The organism is Micromonospora sp. NPDC005707 (genome assembly GCF_040631005.1).
Classification (GTDB): Bacteria; Actinomycetota; Actinomycetes; order Mycobacteriales; family Micromonosporaceae; genus Micromonospora.
The window spans coordinates 49,689-67,406 of sequence record NZ_JBEXYR010000018.1; the positions used below are offsets into that span (position 1 = coordinate 49,689).

The window sequence follows — 17,718 nt, forward strand, 5'->3', positions numbered from 1 at the left end:
CGGCGTCTCACCCCGCAGCCGTGGTCGTGTACGGGGCGGTGTCGGCGTCCACGCGACCGGGACGCCCTCGCGGGTCGACGTAGACCTTGTCGTCCTCCACCCGCACGTCGTACGTCGGCTGGCACTCGACCTGGTTCGCCGCCTCGCCGGTCGCCGGGTCGAAGGACCACTGGTGACCGGGGCAGATGATCCGCCCGTGCAGCACGGTTCCCTTGCTCAGCGAGCGCTGCTTGTGAACGCAGACGTCGTACAGCGCGAACACCCGTCCGTTGACGAGGAACAGCGCGATGGGTGTGTCGCCGACGACCACCTGCTTCTTCTTGCGGCGCGCGAGCTCGGACAGCTCGGCGACGAGCACCCACTCGACGGGGTTAGGCTCGCTCACTCCCGACTCCCTCCGGGTCTGACGCGGTGTACGGATCTCCGCCCGCAGATGCCGGAAGGGTGGGCCAACCAGGGGACCCACCCGTCCGGCGGCTTCGATCAGGCGCTGACCAGGTCCTGCGCCACGTAGGTGTCGTAGAGCGCCTTGGTGTAGGAGAAGCGCATCTCCGCGCCCCAGCGGACGAACTGCAGCGATCGCTGCTGCAGCTCGGGCGTGTTGGCGTGGTCCAGGACGATCTGGTAGCCGCGCTCGCCGTGCACCTCGTCCGAGGTGATGTGCAGGTCGAAGAACTCGATCTCGTCCTCGGTGAAGCCGTACGCCTCGCGCAGCGGGACGATCTGCTTCTTGTAGATGCTCGGCACCTGGGACTCGAGGCCGACGACGAGCGCCGCGGTCGCCACCGCGAAGTGCTCCCGCATCGAGGTGGCGTAGCACCACGCCTGGAGGCCGCGGGTCACCGCGTTCATGTTGTTCGGGTCCTCGATCCGCTCCCGCGTCGTCCCGCACGCCTCGGCGAAGCGGATCAGCAGGTCGGTGTGGCGGATGTCGGCAAGTTCCTCCTCGTACATGTTCTGCAGGAGGAAGTCCTTGGCGTCCGTGCAGGTGTCGGGGGTGTTGGCGTAGACGTAGCTCAGGTAGTCGGCGAACGGGCCCACGTAGTGGTAGTGGTTCTCCGCCCACCGCGCGAAGTGGTGCCGCTGCAGCTTGCCGTCGGCCCAGGCCTGGCTGAACGACGCGTTCTTGGCCTCCCTGCCCTTGATCGCGTCCTCGAGGGCAGCCCGGAAGTTGTCGCGGGAGAGCAGCTCGGTCATCTGGTCGCCTCTCTCTGTGATGCGTCGGTGCGGTCCCGGCAGCTCGGCGTGGCGTCACGGGAGTTCCTGGGGTGCCATCAACGCTAGGGAGCCGGCGACCAGCGCCCCACGGTCAAGATGCACATCGTTCCCCGTACTCTTCTGTGCAGACAGCCCACGGCGTTGCGCCGGCCGGTTTGCCATCGTGGGGCGATGCCGACGATCAGCAGCGCACATCCGCGCCGGTTCAGGTGGACGCCGACGGCGGCGTCGCGGAGCAGCCACCAGCAGCGCCGGTGGCGGGAGGGGCTGGCCGTCGTACTGGCGGTGAACAGCGGCGCCACCGACGCGATCGGGTTCCTGGCGCTGGGCGGGGCCTTCACCAGCGTGATGACCGGCAACATGGTCCTGCTCGGCGTCTCCCTGGCCGGGACCGACGGTGCGCTGGCCCTGCACACCGGGGCGGCGATCGTCTGCTTCATCCTCGGCTGCTCGCTCGGCACCCGCGTCGCCGGCGTCCCGAGACCCGATGATCCGGTCTGGCCCCCGGCGGTGACCCGCGCGCTGGTCGTCGAGGGCGGGGTGCTCACCGGCTACGCGGCGGGCTGGTGGTGGAGCGACGGCCACCCCTCGGGACAGCTGCAACTGTGGTTGCTGGTGCTCAACGCGCTCGCCCTCGGCATCCAGAGCAGCACGGTACAGCGCTTCGGGGTGGCCGGACTGTCGACCACCTACCTCACCGGAACCCTCACCACCGTCATCGCGCGGCTCACCTCCGGGCAGCGGCTGCGAGACGTCGCGCCGAGCGTCCTCACCCTCCTGGGGCTGATCGTGGGCGCGGCGCTCGGCGGGCTGCTCACCGTACGCGCACCGATGTGGGCACCCCTGGTGCAGCTGGGGAGCCTCGGCGTCGTTCTCGCTGCGGCGGTCACCGCGATCAGGCCGGGGTCCGAGCTGTGACCGAGGCGATCTCTCCGGACCGGGCCGGCACGGCACGCGGGTGGCCCCGCCTCCACCGAGGCGCGAATCACGGTATGAAGCCGTGGCCCGTGCCTGCATCGGTGGCGGAGAGCCACGCGCGAAGTCCCGGCAGCCTGCCGTCTCATCTCGCATCCGCGGTGCTCGGACGTGGTGCGCACGACGGCCTGGTCCGGATCTGGTAGGAGACGGCGGCAATACCGAGCGCCCAGCCGTATCCGCCGAACGCGATCGAGGCCGCTCCCCCCAGGCTCACCACGCCGTACTCGGTGAAGAACGCGTAGCCGAGACTTCCGGTGCCGTACAGCGCCAGGGTCGGCGCGATGAGCCATACCGGGGTAAGGGGCAGGAACCGGGGGACTCGGCGGCCCGCGAGCCAGAGCGTCCAGCGTGGGAAGACCATGCCCCAGGGGCGGACGAGCCCAAACAGGAGGAAGACGGCCAGCCCCACTGCGAGGACTCCGCCTGCGATCGCCTGCCATGGCGGCCGGAACCCGTCCGGCTCGATCCCCGCGACCCCCGCCGCGCCGAGAGCGTGGAGGACGAGGTACGGCACGAAGGCCGCAGCCCCGGCACAGGCGATCCGGCGCACGCGCGGCGACGCGGCGTGCGCCTCGGGGTACCGGCGGGTCGATGTCATCGGCGGGTGGGTGGTGCCGCAGCGAGGACAGGCGTTCGCCCCACGGCGCTGCCACGCCACCGCCGTGGCCAGGAACAACGCACCGACGACGGCCAGGCTCAACCGCTCGCTGAAAGCCAGCCAATCGCTGTTGCCGTCGCGATCACGCACCGTGCCGGTCAGGATCAGCTCGATCAGGCTGAGCAGCACCCAGCAGCTGCCGGCCAACGCAAGCCCCGCCACCGTCCACAGGGCTGCCGACAGAATTCGCCACGAGTCTCGTTGCGGCGGCGCAGCGAGGGTGGCAGCTGCGACAGCCGCTCCCGCGACCAACACAGCCGCGGCCGGCCATGCCGCGTTCGTGAGGCCGATGAACGCGTGATGCCCCATCGTCGCGGCCGTCAGCACCGTACCGCCGTAGATCGCGCTGGACGTGCTCGCGGCCCAACCCACCCACGAGGGCCACCGGGGCCACCAACCCACCGCTGAGCCGACGCCCGGATCAGCAGACCGGCTACCCGGACCGGCCCCCCGCGACCCACTCGCCATACCGAGCAGTATCGACAGCCCCACCTGTGAGGCGGCTGAGAAACGCATCGGGCGGAGCCAGGGCACGACCCCGGCGAGCGGCACAGTCCACAGGCGATGATCGAGCGCGACCGGTCGTGGTCTGGTCGAGTGTGTCAGGGCCGGTTGTGCACGAACCACGCATCACCGGCGGGCAAGGCGACCGCGACCTCCCACCGGCTCAGGCTGAGGTTCGGGGCGAGCGCCTTGAGCTGGCCGGCCGCGGTCCACGCCTCCTCACCCGGAGTCGGGCGACGACCCACCTGGAACTGCAGCATGGTGCCCCACGACGCGACCAGCCGAGCGTCCCACCGGTGGCGCCACTGCGCCAACACCTCGGCGAGCCTCCGCTGGTACTGCGGGGTGGGCGCACCGAAGAAGTCGACCCAGTAGCCCGAGCTGCGGACGTCGCTGGTGGGCAGCAGCATGAGCAGGACACTGTTCGGCCTGTACCAGTAGTCGGTCTGCGTCACGAACCGCACGCTGCCGAGCACCCGGGCGTACCGGTCGGCGTCGGCGAGCAGCCGGTCGTACAGCGTCCTCTCCAGCGCCTGGCGCTCAGTCGGCAGCGCCACATCCGACACCAGGGCCGTCAGGTCGACGCCGGCCACGCCACGCGCGTAGTACTCGACCTCGCCGTCGTCGACCTCCTCGTCCTCGCTGTAATGGTGGTAGACCAGCCAGGGCTCGGAAGACTCGGCCGCCTCGGCGAACGCGCGCAGCTCCGACTCCGACGGGCCCGGCTCGGGCTCGGGCCGGATCCGCAGCGCGCCGTCGAAGTCGTCGGTGACCATGACGGGCCGCCGTCCGATGGCCGGCACCAGCGCCTCGGCAGCCTGCCACGCCTCGTGCAGGCCTGTGGGGTCGACGCCGGCGACGAGGACGGTGCCCGACGGGCCGTACCCGATCGGCAGGCCGGCCAGCGGCGTACCGGCGAACGCCGCTTCAATCTGGTCGAGGTCGTTCAGCACGGTGACAGTCTCTCCCAGCCGACACGTCCGACGTGCGATTGGATGTGCCGAGCGAAACCGCTGCCGCTTCTTGTCACGGTGTAAGGCCGGCCCGGATCGCCAGGATGGCGGCTCGTACGCGGTCGCGGCTGCCGGTCTTGGCCAGCACGTTGGTGACGTGGGTCTTGACGGTGCTCATGGAGAGGTAGAGGCGGTCGGCGATCTCGTTGTTGTTGAGCCCGGCGCCGATCAAGGCGAGCACGTCGGTCTCCCGAGCGGTCAGCTGGTAGGCCGCCAGTTCCACGTGGGTGGCCGGCCCGGTCGCGCGTACCCGGTCGAGCACGGCGCCGGTGACCTCGGCGGAGAGGATCGCCTCGCCGGCGGCGACGGTGCGCACCGCGGCGATGAGGTCGCGGGCGCTGCACCGCTTGAGCAGGAACCCGCGCGCGCCGGAGGCGATGGCGTCCAGGACGTAGGCGTCGTCGTCGAAGGTGGTGACGACGATGACGGCCGGGGCGTGCGGGATCGCGGCCAGCTCGCGGGTGGCTTGCAGGCCGTCGAGTACCGGCATGCGGATGTCGACGAGGGCGACGTCGATGCGGGAGTCGTGACGCACGGCTTCGAGGAGCTGCTGCCCGTCGGCAGCCTCAGCCGCGACGTCGATGTCGGCCTGGGAACGCAGGATGAGACTGAAGCCGTCGCGGACCAGCTGCTGGTCGTCGGCGATCGCGACACGGATCATGGTTTCGCCACCGGCAGGTTGGCCTGCACCATGGTGCCGCCGCCGGAGCGCCGGCTCAGCTCCCAGCTCCCGCCGAGGGCCCGGACGCGCTCCTCGATGCCGAGCAGGCCCGAGCCGCGCGTGGGCGCGTGGGGCGGCCCGATGCCGTCGTCGCTGACGCGCAGACGGGCGTGGTCGCCGACGCGGACCAGTTCGACCCAGGCGGCCGTGGCTCTCGCGTGGCGGGCGATATTGGTGAGGGCTTCCTGTGCGATGCGGTAGGCGGTCAACACGCCGATCTCGTCCAGGCCCGGCTCGGAGTCGAGACGAACCTGCACCGTCACACCCTGCTGGCGTAGCGGCTGCGCGAGCAGCTCGTCGATGTCGGACAGGCGTGGCGGGGCGCTCACCGCGATCGCCGCGTTCGGATCGCGCAGGTGCACGACGAGCGTGTCGAGCTCCCTCAGTGCGGTGCGTCCGCTGCCCGCGATCGCCCGCAGCGCCGCCCCCGGGTCGTCACCGAGTTGGCCCGCCTCGGCCTGAACCACCATCGCGGTGACGTGGTGGCCGACCACGTCATGCAGCTCGCGGGCCAGGTTGGTGCGCTGCTCGAGCCAGGCCGCCTGGCCGCGCAGCTCGCCCGTCTCCCGGGCGAGGGCGTGGCCACGTGACCACGATCGCAACAGGGTCGCCAGGAGGTAGCCGGCCGCCACGAAGGCGAAGGGCTGCTCGTACAGCCCCCGCTGGTGGAGCAGCGCGGTAGCGAGGGCGCCGACGGCGCCGATCAGGCCAGCCACCCACCCGAGCCACGGGCGTCGGGCCGGGTCTTCGCAGATCGAGACGAACACCAGGCCGGCGGCCGCGAGGCCCAACTGCACCGACTCTCCGGTGCTCACCATCGCGACGAACCCGGCACAGACCGCGAAGACCAGGGCCCGGAAGCGGGGCCGCAGCGCAATGGCCCAGAGGCCGACGGGCAGCACCAGCCACGCCCAGCCGGCCGGCACGGACAGGCCCCCCTCGACGGTCGTGACGACGACCGCGACGATCAAGCCCACCGCACCGTACGCGAGTCGGCGCACTCGCTCGGGGTCGCGCACCCGTTCCCGGATTCCAGTCGTCACCTGCACAGTCTCCGCGACCAGCCCGGAAACCGGCCAGGTACCCCGGTACCAGATCGGCCGGTACCCCGGTGCCGCCCCCGCGCCCAGATCGGCACCGCGGCACGTTCCGCCCGGAACGCCCACCGCACGACGCTGCGGAGGTGACTCTTGTTGACTCCCACGCCGCCATCACCGTCGGCCCTCTCCGTACGGTTCCCAACTACATCACCGCCGTCCGCACGGTCGCCGCTGTCACCCTCGGTGTCGCCGCCCTCGTCGCCGGCTCCGTGGCACTGCTCGCGGTGGCGTACGGCATCTACTGGCTCGGCGACGTGCTCGACGGCTGGGCCGCCCGCCGGCTCGGACAGGAGACCCGGGCGGGGGCCGTCCTCGACATCGTGAGCGACCGCGCGTGCACCGCCGTGCTCTGCGTGGGTCTGGTCTCACTCGTGCCCGACGTCGCGGTCGTGGCCCTGGTGTTCCTGCTCTCGTTCCTGGTGCTGGACACCATGCTGTCGCTGGCGTTCCTGTGCTGGCCCGTGATCAGCCCCAACTACTTCCACCTGGTCGACCGGCGGGTATGGGCGTTGAACTGGTCACCCCTGGCCAAGGCCGCCAACACCGCCGGGGTTATCGGCGCCATCGCGTTCGGGCAGTACCGGCTCGCGCTGGCCGTTGCCGTCGCCGTCGTCGCGGTCAAGCTGTGGTCAGCCGCAGCGGTGGTCCGGCTGCTCGAACGGGACGGCCGGCCATGAGCAGCCTCGCCGAGGCGGTGGTGGCGCTCGGGTACGGTCTCGCCTCGGCGCTCGTCCCGATCGTCAACACCGAGGCCTACGCCGTAGTCGCCGGACACCGTGGCGGCCACGCTCTCATCGCCGTACTCGCTCTGGGGCTCGGGCAGACCGCCGGCAAACTGCTCCTGTTCGAAGCCGCGCGTCACGGAACGGGACGGCTGGCCCAGAAACTCGCGCAACGGAACCGATCAGGTCGCGCGGCGGCCAGGGCCGCCCGTTGGGCCGAGCCGATCCGGCGCTGGCTCTCCCGCCGCCGCACCGCCCTACCGACAGTGCTCGTCTCCGCCACACTCGGGGTTCCACCGCTGGCCGTGGTCAGCGTCGCCGCCGGCACCGCAGGCCTTCGACGGTGGGAGTTCGCCGGCTCGTGCCTTCTCGGGCGGTTGATCCGTTTCGCCCTCCTCGCCCTGCCAGGGGCGCTGGCCTGAGCCCCGCTTGTCGTCGAGCACGCCGAAACCTCAACCGGCTCGATCCGCTGCCGCCAGCCGGCCGTCCCGGCCGAGCGACATGCGCATCCTGCGTGCGTCGGCCGGGTGCACGTGCGGGCGGTAGGAGCGGGTGGAGGATTGGTGCACCCAGCGACCTGAGGGACCTCTGAAGAGGTTGCTCGACCTCCGATGAGTTCCGGCACGATCCCGGGTCTACAGGCACATAACCCTCCGCACGCGAATCTGGAGGCACCGTGAAGCTCTTGCTTACGTCAGGCGGCGTCACGAACCCGAGCATCCACTCGGCGCTCGTGCAGCTCCTCGGCAAGCCGATCGCCGAGTGCCACGCCCTCTGCGTCCCGACAGCACAATGGGGTCACCCGATGTGCGGTCCGAAATCGGTGCGGGGCTTCGTAGCCGCCGAGCCCGCGTTTCAGCACCTGTCCGGCCTGGGTTGGGCGTCGCTCGGTGTCCTCGAGCTCACCGCACTGCCCACCATCGGCGCGGAGCGATGGGTCCCCTGGGTCCGGGAGGCCGACGTTCTCCTGGTCGACGGCGGCGACGCGACGTACCTGTGCCACTGGATGCGGGAGTCCGGGCTGGCGGATCTGCTGCCATCGCTGCCCGACACGGTCTGGGTGGGAGTGAGCGCCGGAAGCATGGTGATGACGCCCCGGATCGGAACGTACTTCGTCGAGTGGCCCTCCGCGCCGGACGACCGCACCCTGGGAGTCGTCGACTTCTCGATCTTCCCGCACCTGGACGCCTTCCCCACGAACACCCTGGCCGACGCAGAGCGGTGGGCCGCCGACATCGGTGAACCGGCCTACGCCATCGACGAACAGACGGCCATCAAGGTCGTCGACGGCTCGGTCGAGGTGGTCTCCGAAGGGCAATGGAAGAAGTTCGGGCCATAGCCGCCCGACATCCGTGGCGTCGCGTCGTTGGACGTGCCCCATCGACTCGTCGCATTTCCGAGAGTGCCCGCCCATGTCGCAGGTCGCGCGGGCTCTCGGATCTGCCGCGAGGCGAGTAGTCGATCAGGCCCGGCCGAGGTCCGCTAGTCCTCGAAGTCGAACTCGAAGGTGCCCGCCTCGACGCGGTCGACAAGCTGGCCGACATCGTCCGCTTGCCGTATGGCGCTGTCCCATCCACTGCTTGTGATGTCGACCAGCAGCACCGGCGCAGGGTCGCTACGCAGGTCGAGCACGAGCTGTTCACGGGAGCCGTCGCCGCCGATGATCGCGATGCCGGGGTGCGCGTCGGTGGCTTCGTCCCACGCGTCATGCAGTTCGAGCATCTCGCGTGGCGAATTGAGCCATACATAGGCTCCGCTGCTCAGCCAGCCGCGCCGCAGCCACGACTCACCTTGGAGGTAGGCCCGCCACTCGACCGGCAGAGGTCGACCCAGTGCCTTGTCGGCGTCGATGAACTCCTGGTCGTTCACGGGGCCGCGGTACTCGGCCTCCTCGACGATCGCGCCGACGAGGTGGGCGTTGAGGTCGGCAAGCTCCTCGGCGGGGATCCAGTACTCCAGCACGTCGCGGCCACCGGCCTGGTGAACCTCGTAGCGGTCCAGGTACGAACGCTGAACGTCGAACCGGGTCACGTAGCCGACCCCCTCGGCGGGGACGTTCCACTCGCGGGCGATCTTCGTGGCGTACCAGCGGTTGAGGACGGGGTAGAAGATCGGCTGGTCCGGCAGGCGCGGTGGCCAGGCCCGCCACCCCGACGCCGCCACGAGGTCAAGTTCGGCCTGCCCGGTCGGCCGCCACAGGGTGACCGTGTCGGAGTTGTCGATGATCTGCTCCTCGCCAATAGTGGCTGTGGGTGGTCGTGGCGAGCCACGCGTCCAACATTCTGGTGGTATCGGCCCCGAGCGTTTCCGTGGCCCGGCCGCGATGCAGGTCTGAGGTCAAGCGCCGGCTGGCCCGCCCGTGGCCCGCTAAGGCCGCGGTGGCAGGCTGCTGTGGTGTTTGCGGAGCCGCGCGGCGACTACTCCTGGGTGTTCGACCTGGTGGCGACCGATCCGGTCACGCGCCACCGTGCGCTGGACCGCCATCAGGCACTGCTCGCGGCAGCGAGCGACGCGTTGCACCGGTCGAACGCCCTGTGGTCCGCGCACTACCGGTCGAGATCCAGCCAGTCTCGCCTCGGGGCGGCGATGGACCAGGCGCACGCCGACTTCCGGTGGCATGAGGCGCAGACGATCTACGGGCCTCTCCACGCTTTCCGGGACGCCGCGGACGGTGACGGTGTGGCCCGCGCCATGTGGGCACCGTTCGCGGTGCTGTACCTGCGGTGGGAGGCGGAACATCCCGACGAGTGGAGCGCGCCGCAGTCGTGGATGTGGTCGCGCTGGGGAACCAAGGAGATGCTCCTTCGCCGGCTCGATCGCGGCGGTCTGCCGGAGGACATCCAGCCTCCGATCGCTGAACTGATCCTTGCAGCGCTGAGAAGGCCCTACCGGTGCAAGGACTGGACGTACGCCTGCCTGGTCCGGCACCTCGACGACCCGCTGTTCCTCAGCGAGGTGGAGGTGCTGGCTGCCGCCGATGACCCCCTGGCCCGGCTCCGAGCGCAGTTCGTTCTCCACGTGGCCACGGACCGCGAGCAACGGATCACCCGCACGAGCTGGCGACGGTGGCTCACTGCGGTCGGCTGACCTCCTGGCGGCCGGCGCGCCCATATCGCGGGTACGGGCGACCGCCCTCCAGCGTGAGCCGCGCCTCACCGTCGTCGGTGCTGATCGCCACGCAGGTCTCGCGGGTGTCGAGAAGCCAGCCGGCCGGGCGGCAGCTCCGCCCACCGTCGGGCGCCGGCCAGCCCTCGCCCACCAGGTGGTCCCACATCCGTCGGGCCACCTGGTCGGCCGACTCGCCCGCACGGCCGACGAGTGGGTAGGAGACGGCGCAACGACCGGTGCCGCACTCCGCGTCGCCGCCCGCGCCCCGAACGGCGAGTCCGCCGGGCAGCGGGCCGAGTTCCTGCACCGACGGTACGAACCCGTCGTCGTTGAAGTCCCAGGCCGCGACGGGGATGCAGCCCAAGGCGACGAACAAGGCAAGGCCGACCGCGATCCGGTACGGCCAGCGCCGGCCCGCCCGATCGTCGTCGACCCGGTCGCCGAGCCTGCGGCGCTGCGCCTTCACCGCGACGAGCAGTGTCACGGCAACCCCGACGAGCAGCAGCAGGCGCGCCTCCACCGCCGCCCGAGGCTGGACCGCGGCGAGGGTGACCGAGGCAGCCGCGACCAGGGTCAGCGCCACCAGCACCGCGCCGGTGAGCCAGCCCAGCCGGGCGACGGTCAGCCACACGAGGAACGCCACCAGGGCGACGACGGACGCGAAGAGCACGGACTGATGATCTCGCGGCGGCGGGTTCCAGGCGTACCGCACGGGGTGGCTCCGACACCGTGGGGTCGCCGGTCCCCTGGTCGGCGAGTTGGTCTCTGGCCGGGCGATGAGTTTGAGATGCTGCGGCGGTCCACCTGTCGACACCACCTGACTCGAAGGGACCGCCCGATGGCAAAGGTCATCTCCACGCTGTTCATCTCGGCCGACGGTGTGGCCGAGATCGACCCGGACTGGCACTTCCCGTACTTCGACGACAACATGGGCCGCGCCGTCGCCGAGGACTACGACACCGCCGACGTGCTGCTGATCGGCCGCGAGACCTACGACAGCTTCGCCGGCGCCTGGCCGGACCGCGAGGCCGCGGGTGGGGACGACGCGCCGTTCGCCAAGCAGCTCGGGGACATGCGCAAGGTGGTCGTGACGCGCCAGCCGCTGGAGTTCTCCTGGCGCAACTCGGAGCTGATCAAGGGCGACCTTCTCGACGCGGTCACCGCGCTCAAGGCCGATGCCGGCAGCAGGGGCATCCTCATTCCGGGGTCGATCTCCGTGGTGCAGCAACTGCTCGCCGCCGGGCTCGTCGACGAACTACGCCTGCTGGTCCATCCGGTGGCGGCGCGCAAGGGCCGCAAGCTGTTCGACGACGGCGACACCCCGTACCACTTCCGGGCGACGGCGACGGAGGTCTTTCCCACGGGCGTGATCCGCGTGATCTACGCGCCGGTCGCGGAACCCGCCAAGGTCGGCTACGACGACGTCAAGGATCAGGTGCCCGGAGGCAACTAGTGCTCCAGCCGTAGACCTTGATCTTCAGGGCTGAGTGGTTGCCGGCCGCCGGTCGTGGCTGCGTCGTGCACGGGCTTGTTGCCGTCGACGCCACCGGAGCCGGTAGCTGGGGCCCTCGACCCGGTAGTGGGCGCCGGCATCGAACCGCAGCTCGCCGTCAAGCCGGCGCGCGTCGTCCGGCACCTGGCGGTACGGCGCCAGTACATGCATGATCACGATCGTCGGTATGTCCGGATCGTTGGTCGTCCGCCGTGCTGCCCACGGCCTGCTGCTCACCCCCCGCGCTCACCGTCTGTAGCCTCGGCCCCTATGAGTTGGCTGCCTGGCGACTTCGTCCACCCCGTCCACGTGCCCGTGCCCGACACCGCGCTTCACCTGCGGCCGATCCGGGAGGCGGACGCGGCGCGCGACTACCCCGCGGTGATGGGCTCCCGGGAGCGCTTGTGGGAGATCTTCGGCCCGGCCTGGGCCTGGCCCTCGGAGACGATGACCTATGAGGCGAACCGCATCGACCTGCTGCGGCACGAGAGGGAGATAGCCGCGCACCAGTCGTTCAACTACGCGCTGCTGGACGAGGAGGAGACGGCGATCTTCGGCTGCGTCTACATCGACCCGCCCGAGCGCACCGGCTCGGACGGCGAAATCGCCTGGTGGGTGGTGGACGACCTTGTCGGGGGCGAGGTGGAGCGCGCGTTCGACGCGCTGGTGCCGCGGTGGATCGCCGCCGACTGGCCCTTCCAGCAGCCCCGTTATCTGGGCCGCGACATCACCTGGCAGGACTGGCTCGCGCTGCCGCGCGCCTCGTGACCCGGCCGGATCGTGTCGGTCCGGCCACCGGCGCTCGCTGACCAGGCTGACGCCGGCGGGGAGCCGCCGCACCGGCATCGGTCCGGACCCGTACCTTGAGCCGGTGCCTACCCTCGCGCGAACGCCGATCACGGCCCGTACGGTGCGGCTGCTCACGCCGGTGGCCGCGCTGCTGTTCCTGGGCCTCGCACTGCTGATCCGCGTCGTCGACGACGGGGCGCTGCGGCAGTACTCCGGCACCGCGCTGTACGCGTCGATGGTCTGGGCCGCCGTGCTGTTCCTGCGGCCCCGGATGGCGCCGGTGCCGGCCGGGACGGTCGCCACCCTGTTCTGCTGGTTGGTGGAGTGCGCGCAGCTGACCGGACTGCCGGCCGAACTGTCGGCGCGGAGCCTGGCGGCGAGGCTGGCGTTGGGCGTGCAGTTCGACCTCGTCGACCTGGCCTGGTACCCGGCCGGCGTGGCGCCCCTGGTGGTGCTGCACCACCTGGTGCGCGCTCGGGCCCGCCCGACGCCGCAACCGCCGCGCGACGCCGTCCCCACGCCGGCGCATGTGCCCGTAGCTGTCAATCGAGGCCGAGACCGCGGCGTCCGATCTCGTTGAGGTCCTCGACACGGAAGCGGTTGGGCCAGTCCCGCTCGTAGTGCTCGGCCGGGAAGTCGCTCGGGCTCGATCCGGTCCGGAACGCCTCTCGCACCTGAGCCGCGTACCGCTCGTTACGCGGGCACCAGGGCGCGGCGGGGATGTACATGACGTTGCCCCAGCCCTTCTGGTCCGCTACGGGGGCCACGCTGTGGATCATGTCGCAGTGCCACCAGACGGAGTCGCCGGCCCTGACGTCGGGGATGCCGGCGAGAGCCTCCATGAGCGGGGCATGCCACTTGTGGCCGGCCGGGAAGACCTGGTTGACAGTGACGCCGCACATGTCGTCGTCGGGCACGTCGTTCAGCAGCGGGCGCAGCATCAGGTAGGCCATCGCCTCGGGGATCGGCACGGTGTGCAGGACGCCCTGGTCGTGGTCCATGTCGGACAGCGCGGTCCACCCCTGGAAGGTGCGGAAGGCCGAGCACATGGTCGAGCCGGGGTACTGCGGGCCGCTGGTGCGGTGGGCCGCGTCCCACGGGTCGTACTGCTCGACACTGCCGTCGAACAGGTGCCGGAACGCCTTCTGGTAGGCCTGGGTCATCCAGAGGTCGAGGGTGCCGGGGTCGAGGTGGGTGCCGAGGCCGGCCGAGTCGGCGCCCTCGGGGCGGCGGCGGATGCGGTCGGGGTAGAGCGAGTCGCGGTCGGGGTCGAACCACCGCACGCCGTCGGACTCGTGCTTCCACTGGCCGTTGAGGAACGCCTGGACCGTGGCCATGCGCTCGCTCTGCCGGGCCTGCATCTGGGCGGGCGACCAGTAGATCGGGTAGATCTCGGGCTTGGAGCCCACGCTGCCGAAGAAGTCGTCGCCCGGACCGCGGTAGTTCTCGAAGAAGCGGTTGCTCTCGACGTAGTCGACGATGTCCCGGTCCCAGGCCAGGGCCGTGTCACGTGCGAAGTGGCCACGCACGACCAGGCAGCCGCGGCGCCGCAGCAGGGCGACCTGCTCGACCGGGACGGCGCCGGCGGCGATGTCGGCATACTCGATGACCGGCCAGATCGTCTCGCCCCGGCGGCGGGTCGCCGAAATGTCGTCGACCGCGGCCTGGACGCGCTGCTCGACGACCGCGAAGACCTCCTCGACGGTACGGCCGGAGGAGGCGATCCGCTCCCGCAGCGCCTTCTTGATCTCGCGGGTCGCGACCGTAAGGTCGGTCGGTGTCTCCTCCCAGTGCGGCAGCGCGGCAGTCGTCGTCACGGCGGTTCCTTCCAAGTCAGCTCTCCTTACTTGAAGGACCCTACGCGCTCCCCCGAATTCAAGGCAAGAGCCCTGACTAGAATCGGTGCGTGGAATCCGCCAAGCCGTCGCTGGAACTGGTCCGGTCGCTGACCGACGAGCACGTCCTGCGGGCCCTGATGCGACACCGCCGCCTCACGCGGGCCGAACTCGCCGTCGAGGTCGGCATCTCCAAGCCGACCGCCGGCGAGAGCGTGCGCCGGCTGACCGAACGCGGGCTGGTCGCCGACACCGGCGAACGCACGCCGGGCGGGCGGGGCCGCGGCCGGGTGGGCTCGTACTACGCGCTGGCGCCGACGGTGGGGGTGGCCCTGGCGGTCACCATCGCCCCGGAAGGCGTGGTGGCGGAGTGCCTGGACGTCTACGGCGACACCCTGGCCCGGGCGGTCCGCCCGATCGACCGGCCTGCCCAGCCGAGCCAGGTCTCGTCGGCGTTGCGGGCCGCCGCGGCGGAGGCGGGCGCCCCCGCCGGTCAGCCGGCCCGCCTGGCCGTCGTCGGAGCGGCCGACCCGGTGGACCGTGCCACCGGCCGGCTGGTGCACCTGCCCGACGCGCCCTTCCTGGTCGGCGAGCTGGACCCGGTCGCTGTTCTCTCCCCGTACGCCGGTGGAGCGGTCGTGGTCGACAACGACGTGAACTGGGCGGCCCTGGCGGAGCGCGACAGCGTCGGCGCGGAGCAACTGCACGACTTCGCGTACCTCTATCTGGGCGAAGGCCTGGGATGTGCGATCGTCAACGACGGCCAGGTCCGGCGCGGACGCAGCGGCCTGACCGGTGAGATCGCCCATCTGGTGACTGCCGGGCCGGGCGGCCGGGCGGTCCGCTTCATCGAGCTGTTCGAAGAGCTGGGTCTGCGCCTCAGCGGATCCACGGCGGTCGACACCGCGCGGCTCCTCGACAGCTCGGCGGCCACCCGCGAGACGATCGGCACCGCCGTCAGCGGGGTCGTCGCCGCCGTGGTCGCGCTCGCCGACCCGCAGGAGGTCGTCGTCGGCGGCTCCTGGGGCCCGGCACTGATCGACAGCATCCGCGCGGCGACCGCACGGATGCCGCGACAGGTGTCCGTCCGGCCCGCCGAACTGACCAGCGAGCCGGTCCTGGCCGGAGTGCGCGCCGAGGCATTGCGACGCTTGCGGTCATCGGTCACCGCCAGCAGCTGATACCGCTGGTCGGCCTCATCGGGGCTAACGACGCGATGGGAGGCGTGTGGGCCCGGCCGGCCTGCGCCTCATGGGCGCCATCAGACTTCGCGGACAGCCACTCCACGGGGAGGCTGAGCCGCCGCCGACCGGCGTCGGTGCGGCCGGACGACGGCCAGCCGGGTCTGGTGGACGCCCTCGCGCAGCTCGTCGTCCCCCATCACGAGGTAGACCAGGGGGCAGTCCTGCGGCCCGGTGACGTCGAGCTGGCAGAGCATGCAGGGCTCCCCCGGCCGGATCGGGCAGGTCGGGGCCGGTCGGGCCGTTCTGGTAGCGGTGCTCACATCTCCACGGTCCGCACCGCCGGGCGGTCCGTGCAGGGCCACTGGTCCCGAAATCCGCCGGCATCGGCCCGCCTCGGGTGCAGAAGCAAGCCGAGCCGGAGCCGCGACGAGACGAGCCGGAGCCGCGAGGAGACGGGCCCGGGCGCCACGTGATCCGTGGCGCCCGGGCGGTCGGACCTGCGGTCAGGGCACCATCCAGCTCAGGACCGGGGAGCCCTGGAGCGCGACCAGCACGCACATGAACAGCAGCAGCACGAGGCTCCAGCCGAACACCTTCCGGAAGATCTCCCCCTCCCGGCCGGCCATGCCGACCGCGGCGGCGGCGATCGCCAGGTTCTGCGGGCTGATCATCTTGCCCAGCACTCCGCCGGACGAGTTGGCCGCGGCCAGCAGCAGCGGGTCCAGCCCGGCCCGGGCCGCCGTCTGCACCTGCAGCGCGCCGAACAGCGCGTTGGCGGAGGTGTCCGAGCCGGTCACCGCGACGCCGATCCAGCCGAGGATCGCCGACAGGAAGACGAACGCCCCGCCGGCCGCGGCGAGGAACGCGCCGAGGGTGTTGGTCTGGCCGGACTGGTTCATCACGTACGCCAGGGCGAGCACCGCCATCACCGTGACGATCGCGTAGCGCAGCTCGACGTAGGTGCGGCCGTACGCGCGCAGCGCCCGGCCCGCGGAGACCCGCAGCACCAGCGCGGTCAGGATGCCGGCGAGGATCATCAGGGTGCCCGCGGCGGGCAGCCAGTTGAGGGTGAACGTCATCGAGGACAGCGGCTTGCCGTTGCCGCCCAGGAGGTCCAGCCCCGGCCAGTCGAACTTCACCGTCCACGGCTCCTTCGCCAGGGCCGTCTTCACCGCGCCGAGGTTGGCGACGGAGAAGATCGCGATGATGATGAGGTAGGGCGCGTACGCCCGGGCGACCTCGGCCGGGGTGTCCGCGATCCGCCGACCGCCCGTGGTGGCGGCGCGCACCTGGTCGGTGGGCCGCGGCTCCAGGTCGTCGTCGCGGTGCCGGCCGACGGGAGCGGTCTCGTCGATGCGCGGATCACCAGGTGGGGTCTCCCCACCGGAGCCGCCCAGCCCGGGGGCGGCGGTGCTGGTCGTACCGGAGCGGGTGCCCGCCGCGGCGCGGACACTGCCGGGGCCGGCCAGCTCCGCGTCGACTGCCCCGCGGGCGGCCGGCACGGCGGCTGCCTCGGGCTCGCGGCCGAGGTCGGCGGGGGTGACCGGGCGCCAGACGCGGACCAGCAGCACCACGGCGGCGGCCGAGACCAGCGCGGCGACGATGTCGGTCAGCGGCACCGAGATGTGGTTCGCCGCGACGAACTGCGCCAGGCCGAAGCTCACCCCGGCGACCAGCGCGGCCGGCCAGGTCTGGCGGATGCCGCGCCGCCCGTCGACCAGGGCCACCAGCATCAGCGGGACGACCACCGCGAGGATCGGGGTCTGCCGGCCGACCATCGCGCCGAGGGTGTCGACGGTGAGCCGGGGGTCGGGGTTGGCGCCACTGCTGACGCTGGCCAGCGTGACGATCGGGGTGGCGAGCGCGCCGAAGGCCACCGGCGCGGTGTTGGCCAGCAGCGACACCGAGGCGGCGTGGATCGGGCGGAACCCGAGCGCCATCAGCATCACCACGGTGATCGCCACCGGCGTGCCGAAGCCCGCGAGGGCCTCCAGCAGCGCACCGAAGCAGAACGCGATGATGATCGCCTGGATACGCATGTCCGGGCTGACCCGTTCGAAGGAGCGGCGCAGCACGTCGAAGTGCCCGCTCTCGACGGTGAGGTTGTAGACCCAGATCGCGTTGATGACGATCCAGAGGATCGGGAAGAAGCCGAAGGTGGCGCCCTCGGTGGCCGAGAGCACGGCCTGCCCGATCGGCATGGCGTAGACGGCGATGGCCACGATCAGGGCGACCACGAGGGAGATCACGCCGGCCAACCAGGCCTTGACCTTCATGACGCCGAGCAGGACGAAGAGGGTGAGCAGGGGTAGGACCGCGAAGATGGCCGAGAGCGCGACGGAGTCACCGACCGGATCGGTGACGACCTTGAACTGGTCGAACATGGGTCACCTCGA

General features: G+C 71.3%; 19 protein-coding genes and 1 pseudogene. 9 read left to right on the forward strand and 11 right to left on the reverse strand.

The window, feature by feature from the left end; translation table 11 throughout:
- Positions 1–7: 7 nt before the first annotated feature.
- On the reverse strand, positions 8–385 hold the full coding sequence (locus ABZ452_RS28080; protein WP_357949063.1) for a Rieske 2Fe-2S domain-containing protein: 378 nt from the start codon (positions 383–385) through the stop codon (positions 8–10).
- A gap of 98 nt (positions 386–483) precedes the next feature.
- Positions 484–1,197 (reverse strand): iron-containing redox enzyme family protein, encoded by a 714-nt coding sequence (locus ABZ452_RS28085; protein WP_357949066.1) that lies wholly within the window; start codon positions 1,195–1,197, stop codon positions 484–486.
- A gap of 192 nt (positions 1,198–1,389) precedes the next feature.
- Here ABZ452_RS28085 and ABZ452_RS28090 point away from each other — a divergent pair, with 192 nt between their 5' ends.
- Positions 1,390–2,136: a YoaK family protein gene (locus ABZ452_RS28090; protein WP_357949069.1), complete on the forward strand. Its 747-nt coding sequence runs from the start codon at positions 1,390–1,392 to the stop codon at positions 2,134–2,136.
- Positions 2,137–2,278: 142 nt separating this feature from the next.
- Here ABZ452_RS28090 and ABZ452_RS28095 read toward each other — a convergent pair whose 3' ends face one another.
- From ABZ452_RS28095 to ABZ452_RS28110, 4 genes are all read right to left on the reverse strand, one after another.
- Entirely contained in the window at positions 2,279–3,181 is a 903-nt protein-coding gene (locus ABZ452_RS28095; RefSeq protein ID WP_357949071.1) for a hypothetical protein, read from the reverse strand.
- A gap of 275 nt (positions 3,182–3,456) precedes the next feature.
- Complete coding sequence (locus ABZ452_RS28100; protein ID WP_357949074.1) at positions 3,457–4,311, reverse strand: DUF4253 domain-containing protein; 855 nt, start codon at positions 4,309–4,311, stop codon at positions 3,457–3,459.
- Positions 4,312–4,384: 73 nt separating this feature from the next.
- Positions 4,385–5,032 carry a response regulator transcription factor gene (locus tag ABZ452_RS28105; protein WP_357949077.1) on the reverse strand — a complete coding sequence of 216 codons (648 nt, stop codon included), beginning with the start codon at positions 5,030–5,032 and terminating at the stop codon, positions 4,385–4,387.
- On the reverse strand, positions 5,029–6,258 hold the full coding sequence (locus ABZ452_RS28110) for a sensor histidine kinase (RefSeq protein WP_357949080.1): 1,230 nt from the start codon (positions 6,256–6,258) through the stop codon (positions 5,029–5,031). The genes ABZ452_RS28105 and ABZ452_RS28110 overlap by 4 nt, the downstream gene beginning before the upstream one ends.
- Before the next feature lie 17 nt (positions 6,259–6,275).
- Between ABZ452_RS28110 and ABZ452_RS28115 the strand changes: the two genes are divergently transcribed.
- From ABZ452_RS28115 to ABZ452_RS28125, 3 genes are all read left to right on the forward strand, one after another.
- On the forward strand, positions 6,276–6,869 hold the full coding sequence (locus tag ABZ452_RS28115) for a CDP-alcohol phosphatidyltransferase family protein (protein WP_357949083.1): 594 nt from the start codon (positions 6,276–6,278) through the stop codon (positions 6,867–6,869).
- Positions 6,866–7,336 (forward strand): VTT domain-containing protein, encoded by a 471-nt coding sequence (locus tag ABZ452_RS28120; protein ID WP_357949086.1) that lies wholly within the window; start codon positions 6,866–6,868, stop codon positions 7,334–7,336. The genes ABZ452_RS28115 and ABZ452_RS28120 overlap by 4 nt, the downstream gene beginning before the upstream one ends.
- Positions 7,337–7,590: 254 nt before the next feature.
- Entirely contained in the window at positions 7,591–8,253 is a 663-nt protein-coding gene (locus ABZ452_RS28125; RefSeq protein ID WP_357949089.1) for a Type 1 glutamine amidotransferase-like domain-containing protein, read from the forward strand.
- Positions 8,254–8,810: 557 nt separating this feature from the next.
- Here the strand turns inward: ABZ452_RS28125 and ABZ452_RS28130 are convergent.
- Positions 8,811–9,137, reverse strand: a pseudogene (locus ABZ452_RS28130) (ADP-ribosylation/crystallin J1); the annotation flags it as partial.
- A gap of 171 nt (positions 9,138–9,308) precedes the next feature.
- Between ABZ452_RS28130 and ABZ452_RS28135 the strand changes: the two are divergent.
- Complete coding sequence (locus ABZ452_RS28135) at positions 9,309–10,001, forward strand: hypothetical protein (protein ID WP_357949092.1); 693 nt, start codon at positions 9,309–9,311, stop codon at positions 9,999–10,001.
- Here ABZ452_RS28135 and ABZ452_RS28140 read toward each other — a convergent pair.
- Positions 9,985–10,692, reverse strand: coding sequence for a hypothetical protein (locus tag ABZ452_RS28140; RefSeq protein ID WP_357949095.1), 708 nt, complete (start codon positions 10,690–10,692; stop codon positions 9,985–9,987). The genes ABZ452_RS28135 and ABZ452_RS28140 overlap by 17 nt on opposite strands.
- A 168-nt stretch (positions 10,693–10,860) precedes the next feature.
- On the opposite strand from ABZ452_RS28140, the gene ABZ452_RS28145 reads away from it, so the two are divergent.
- The 3 genes from ABZ452_RS28145 to ABZ452_RS28155 all read left to right on the forward strand — a co-directional run bounded on the left by ABZ452_RS28145 (position 10,861) and on the right by ABZ452_RS28155 (position 12,883).
- Positions 10,861–11,475: a dihydrofolate reductase family protein gene (locus ABZ452_RS28145; RefSeq protein ID WP_357949098.1), complete on the forward strand. Its 615-nt coding sequence runs from the start codon at positions 10,861–10,863 to the stop codon at positions 11,473–11,475.
- Between the two features lie 309 nt (positions 11,476–11,784).
- Complete coding sequence (locus ABZ452_RS28150; protein ID WP_357949100.1) at positions 11,785–12,282, forward strand: N-acetyltransferase; 498 nt, start codon at positions 11,785–11,787, stop codon at positions 12,280–12,282.
- 103 nt (positions 12,283–12,385) lie between these two features.
- Positions 12,386–12,883 carry a DUF2809 domain-containing protein gene (locus ABZ452_RS28155; protein ID WP_357949103.1) on the forward strand — a complete coding sequence of 166 codons (498 nt, stop codon included), beginning with the start codon at positions 12,386–12,388 and terminating at the stop codon, positions 12,881–12,883.
- Here the strand turns inward: ABZ452_RS28155 and ABZ452_RS28160 are convergent.
- Positions 12,846–14,120, reverse strand: a complete 1,275-nt coding sequence (locus tag ABZ452_RS28160; RefSeq protein WP_357949106.1) for a DUF1479 domain-containing protein — start codon at positions 14,118–14,120, stop codon at positions 12,846–12,848. The two genes, ABZ452_RS28155 and ABZ452_RS28160, sit on opposite strands and share 38 nt — an antisense overlap.
- Before the next feature lie 89 nt (positions 14,121–14,209).
- Here ABZ452_RS28160 and ABZ452_RS28165 point away from each other — a divergent pair, with 89 nt between their 5' ends.
- Positions 14,210–15,319, forward strand: coding sequence for an ROK family transcriptional regulator (locus tag ABZ452_RS28165; RefSeq protein WP_357949109.1), 1,110 nt, complete (start codon positions 14,210–14,212; stop codon positions 15,317–15,319).
- 80 nt (positions 15,320–15,399) lie between these two features.
- Here the strand turns inward: ABZ452_RS28165 and ABZ452_RS28170 are convergent, their stop codons facing one another.
- Together ABZ452_RS28170 and ABZ452_RS28175 are read right to left on the reverse strand one after the other, a co-directional pair.
- On the reverse strand, positions 15,400–15,684 hold the full coding sequence (locus ABZ452_RS28170) for a DUF6767 domain-containing protein (protein ID WP_357949111.1): 285 nt from the start codon (positions 15,682–15,684) through the stop codon (positions 15,400–15,402).
- A 141-nt stretch (positions 15,685–15,825) separates the two neighbouring features.
- On the reverse strand, positions 15,826–17,706 hold the full coding sequence (locus ABZ452_RS28175; protein ID WP_357949114.1) for an L-lactate permease: 1,881 nt from the start codon (positions 17,704–17,706) through the stop codon (positions 15,826–15,828).
- Positions 17,707–17,718 lie beyond the last annotated feature (12 nt).

Bases quoted from the DNA above. Each gene is read 5' to 3' on its own strand.
- ABZ452_RS28150 (WP_357949100.1), top strand. From the start codon at position 11,785: ATGAGTTGGCTGCCTGGCGACTTCGTCCACCCCGTCCACGTGCCCGTG.
- ABZ452_RS28175 (WP_357949114.1), bottom strand. From the start codon at position 17,706: ATGTTCGACCAGTTCAAGGTCGTCACCGATCCGGTCGGTGACTCCGTC.
- ABZ452_RS28145 (WP_357949098.1), top strand. From the start codon at position 10,861: ATGGCAAAGGTCATCTCCACGCTGTTCATCTCGGCCGACGGTGTGGCC.
- ABZ452_RS28085 (WP_357949066.1), bottom strand. From the start codon at position 1,197: ATGACCGAGCTGCTCTCCCGCGACAACTTCCGGGCTGCCCTCGAGGAC.
- ABZ452_RS28120 (WP_357949086.1), top strand. From the start codon at position 6,866: ATGAGCAGCCTCGCCGAGGCGGTGGTGGCGCTCGGGTACGGTCTCGCC.
- ABZ452_RS28105 (WP_357949077.1), bottom strand. From the start codon at position 5,032: ATGATCCGTGTCGCGATCGCCGACGACCAGCAGCTGGTCCGCGACGGC.
- ABZ452_RS28090 (WP_357949069.1), top strand. From the start codon at position 1,390: ATGCCGACGATCAGCAGCGCACATCCGCGCCGGTTCAGGTGGACGCCG.